Below are 4,055 nucleotides of genomic sequence, written 5' to 3'. Positions count from 1 at the left end.
TCGCCGCAACCATCATGTTCTGGCTATGAGTCCTGAGCCTAGGCAACAAAATCTTTCCAGATGGATGCGCAAGTGCCTTGCGAAGCCAACGTGAATAAAACAAAGGACGCGCACCAGTAGTAAACCCTTGTTCTACAGGATATCAGGACAACCGTTTATGGCTGGTGACGAAGAGCACGTAAGCTCTTTGTCAAACCCACATAGACAAGCGCTGCGAGTAGGAGCGCAATCGGCGTCGTCCACCAGCCCAGCATGTCGTGATCGCTTCCTGACAGCGAGAAAATACCAGCTCTAATCGTGCCGTTCTCGCCTTGAAATACACCGACATGATCGCGCCATACGGGCTTCAGGACAGCGATCGCCACGAAGATGGCAAGGCACAGATATCCAAGACTGAATCCGCACGCGATCGCCGCTCGACGTAATCCCGCCAGAACAGCGTGGAATAAACCGCGGATGATTGTAAGTGGAGCGTAGGTTCGCGTTCCGCGATCGATCAGGTCATCGGCCAACAGCGGTCTTAGGTATTCCTCAGGCTGCCCCAGACGAGCAAGAGCGCACTGAAGCCGTTCCATTTCGGTCCCTTGCGCATTGGCAATCAGACTGTCAGCGAGATGCGCTTCAAGATCGATCAGCAACTCTTTCCTGTCTGCGCCAGAATGAGTCAGCAGACGATTGACTCGGGCGAAATAGTCTTCCCAAAGACGGTTTGCGGCGGGGTCTGTAAAAGTGGGTATCATACAGTGGCTCCATGCAAAAGACGATCAACGGAGATGGTGAGTTTCGACCAAGTTGGGATCATGGCTTGTAAAAGCTCCCTCCCTTGAGGCGTCAGGGTGTAATATTTTCGGGGCGCTCCACCGTCGCCTTCGGCAAGACGAGACGAAATTAACTCTTCCTTCTGCAGGCGCAGCAGGAGTGGATACAAAGTTCCTTCCGACACATTGATTGCGGCCCGTTCGGCAATACCCGAGATGAGTTCGAAACCGTATTGTTCGCGTTCATTAAGTGAAAGCAGAATGATGAATTCCAACACGCCTTTGCGTAGCTGAACCTCCCACTTGGCAATTACATCTCTCGGCTCATCTGATTTTCTTGTCATGCAAGGTTTATGAAGAAGATATCCATGCAATGCAAGGATATCTTGAAATACGTTTTTATCTGTGCCTTGAATGTTTATCGAGGGTTACACGAATTTCGAGTTAAATGGCCAGATTACAGCCACTTCATTGTTCTTTAACAATAACTAGCTCCATTCAAGGAAGGTCCAGAATGGGGGGGATACGGAAGGTCTGCTTTCTGACATAGATCTTCAAACTCGGACGTCTTGGCCCTTGGAAACTATTGCTTGGAGTGCAGTCCTTCAATGAGCGAGTAAACGGCTTTCACCCGGGCTTCATTAGGATAGTTTTTGTTAGCCAAGACAACTACGCCGATATTTTCACCGGGCAGGATTACAATATAGCCACCAAAACCGTTCGTTGATCCGGTTTTGTTCAGTAGAACGTTTTTCTGCGGAGGGAGCGGCGGGCTCAACTTCTTTTCTGATTGTGGTTTCATAATAAAGTCAGATCCATTGCCCCTTATCATTGTATGTAGGTGAGTGGGCCAGGAGTATTGCTCCCAGATCATGTCCTGCGTGAAGAACGCTGTTTTGTACTGTCCTTCATGAGTTTTCTTTACAGCCTTCCGCAATTCTTCCGAAGCTGCCCCCTGACCCATCTCTACATCGAGGACCTTCAGCATGTCCCGAGCGTTCGATTTTATGCCGTAGGCTTCATCAGCCAAAACACCGGGGCTCATTCGGATTGGTGCGTTGGTCTTGCGCTCATATCCCCAAGCGTACTGGCCCATTTCGCTTTTTGGTATATCGATCCAAGTATGCTGTAGCCTGAACATAGGAATAAGTACGTCCTGCACGACATGCTTATAGTCAGAGTCCATGGCCTTGCCAGTGATGTAGCCAAGCATTCCGATGCTGATGTTGGAGTAGCTTCTTGCGCCCGGTTCCGACGGATGCCAGTTCTTCAGCCAGGCCACCAGCCCATCGACGTCGGTTATGCTTCCCGGAACCTGCAAAGGCAGGCCTCCCGAATGGTGCGTTGCCAGATCCATGAGGGTCAACCGATTGCCTATCGAGCAGGCGTCTACACAGACATAATGTGCCACTGTGTCATTGAGGCTGAGTTTACCGCGTTCTTCAGCCAATGCTGCAAGCGTCACATTAAAAATTTTGCTTATTGAGCCGAGTTCAAACAGAGTATCAGGTGTGACAGCACGGTTATCGGCCCGTGAGGCTACTCCAGCGACATAAAATTCATGTTTGCCGTTACGGGTAATACCGACAACAAGCCCGGGTATGTCGTATTTTTTCATCACGGGTCTGAGCACCTCCCGCGCCTGTTCAGAAAAACTGTCAGCTTTTGCAGGAAAAATCCTTGAAGCGATTACGGCAACAGAAAGTGCCATAATTAACGGCCGCTTATTCATCTATATGCTCCACCCCTGAATTCCTCTCGTGAGTTCGTGAGAATACAGAGTGCTAAGGGACAAACTTAAGGCGCTCACGATACCACAAGCCACAGTCCAGACGTGAAGCTACAAGATGAGACTAATTGACTCCTTAGGACCATAAGTTCGCTTACCGAGGAGTTGTGCAGCTTCTGTACATCTACATTGTAGGCGTTTTCCGAAAGTCTCTTCCGCTTTTGCCACGCCATCGAACTCAAGATCTGCAAAATGGGATTTGATGGACCCGGGAAAAGAAACACGATGACAAATTCCATTCCGCTAAGTCGGCGCCGACAGATGGAGGGTTCGAAAAACCTTCTAGTTTTGAGCTCGTCTGTGTGATCCCATTCCTTTCGTAGTGATTTGGGGGATTGGCTCATGAAGCAGTCTGGTTTCTTTGATGTTGAAGAGCGGCTTGCTCGCCTGAGCGGGCTTGGCGATCAGCTCGAAGCGTTTTCCCGGACTGTAGACTTTGAGTCGTTTCGCCCTGATCTGGAAAGGGCTCTGGCGTATTCCGACGGAAGCAAGGACGGACGGCCACCGTTTGACCCGGTGTTGATGTTTAAAGTTCTGGTGATCCAGACGTTGAACAATTTGTCTGATGAACGGACGGAGTATCTGATCAATGACCGTCTGTCTTTTATGCGCTTTCTGGGATTGGGGCTGTCGGACCGTGTGCCTGCTGCCAAAACGGTCTGGCTGTTTCGCGAGCGTCTGACACAGGCGGGTGCGATCGATGGTCTATTCAATCGCTTTGATACAACCCTGCGGTACGCGGGCTATCTGTCGATGTCAGGCCAGATCCTGGTGGCAGCGCCCAAGCAGCGCAATACCAATGGGGAGAAAGCCGATCTTCGGGAAGGCCGGCCCCCCTGAAGGCTGGAAAGACAAGTCGTCAAAGCTGTCCCATAAGGACAGGCACGCCCGTTGGACACTGAAGTTCACGAAGGCAAAGCGGCAGGAGGACGGAACGCTCCCAACCACGGATCTCGCCATTCCGTTCTTTGGCTACAAATCCCATATTTCCATCGACCGGAAGTTTCGTCTGATCCGAAAACGGAAAACGACGCATGCCGCCGCCAATGATGGCGCCAGACTGCGCGAAGGCCTGCTGGATAAAACCAATACGGCTTCAACGGTCTGGGCAGATACAGCCTATCGCTCCAAAGCCAATGAAGACTTCATGGAAAAGCAGGGCTTTGTCTCAAAGGTTCACAGGAAAAAGCCGCATCTCAAGCCCATGCCCCGGCATACCCAGAAGTCGAATGCTGGAAAGTCCGTGATCCAGTCGCGTGTCGAGCATGTCTTTGCTGATCAGAAATCACAGACCAGGCTGTTCGTCCGAACAGTTGGCATCGCGCGAGCCACCATGAGGATCGGGCTGGCTAATATCGTCTACAATATGCGCCGCTTCCTCTTCCTGGAACGGATCAGCGCGAGCGCGTAGCCATCCCGGTGGCGATACTCCCCGGTCTGTTCAAAACGCAGATCGAAAGCCACCCCGGGAACCTTCAATCAGCACGCCACAACCCTGAAATTACGAG

The 4,055-nt window shown here is 51.3% G+C and carries 3 protein-coding genes and 1 pseudogene; 1 reads left to right on the top strand and 3 read right to left on the bottom strand.

The window, feature by feature from the left end; translation table 11 throughout:
• Positions 1-155 precede the first annotated feature (155 nt).
• From B7444_RS16205 to ampC, 3 genes are all read right to left on the bottom strand, one after another.
• Positions 156-740: a hypothetical protein gene (locus B7444_RS16205; RefSeq protein WP_035730670.1), complete on the bottom strand. Its 585-nt coding sequence runs from the start codon at positions 738-740 to the stop codon at positions 156-158.
• Entirely contained in the window at positions 737-1,102 is a 366-nt protein-coding gene (locus tag B7444_RS16200; protein ID WP_052001664.1) for a PadR family transcriptional regulator, read from the bottom strand. The genes B7444_RS16205 and B7444_RS16200 overlap by 4 nt, the downstream gene beginning before the upstream one ends.
• Before the next feature lie 239 nt (positions 1,103-1,341).
• Positions 1,342-2,490: a class C beta-lactamase gene (ampC, locus tag B7444_RS16195; protein WP_035730667.1), complete on the bottom strand. Its 1,149-nt coding sequence runs from the start codon at positions 2,488-2,490 to the stop codon at positions 1,342-1,344.
• A gap of 399 nt (positions 2,491-2,889) precedes the next feature.
• Here ampC and B7444_RS16190 point away from each other — a divergent pair.
• Positions 2,890-3,958 (top strand): annotated as a pseudogene (locus tag B7444_RS16190) (IS5 family transposase).
• Positions 3,959-4,055: the final 97 nt, after the last annotated feature.

Origin of the sequence: Gluconobacter thailandicus F149-1 = NBRC 100600, assembly GCF_000964465.1 — a bacterium.
Classification (GTDB): Bacteria; Pseudomonadota; Alphaproteobacteria; order Acetobacterales; family Acetobacteraceae; genus Gluconobacter; species Gluconobacter thailandicus.
Note: the sequence above shows the minus strand (reverse complement) of the source record. Positions and strands in the feature narration are given on the sequence as shown.

What these genes read in the sequence shown, in the direction of transcription:
- B7444_RS16205 (WP_035730670.1), bottom strand. Translation starts at nt 740, where the DNA reads ATGATACCCACTTTTACAGACCCCGCCGCAAACCGTCTTTGGGAAGAC.
- B7444_RS16200 (WP_052001664.1), bottom strand. Translation starts at nt 1,102, where the DNA reads ATGACAAGAAAATCAGATGAGCCGAGAGATGTAATTGCCAAGTGGGAG.
- ampC (WP_035730667.1), bottom strand. Translation starts at nt 2,490, where the DNA reads ATGAATAAGCGGCCGTTAATTATGGCACTTTCTGTTGCCGTAATCGCT.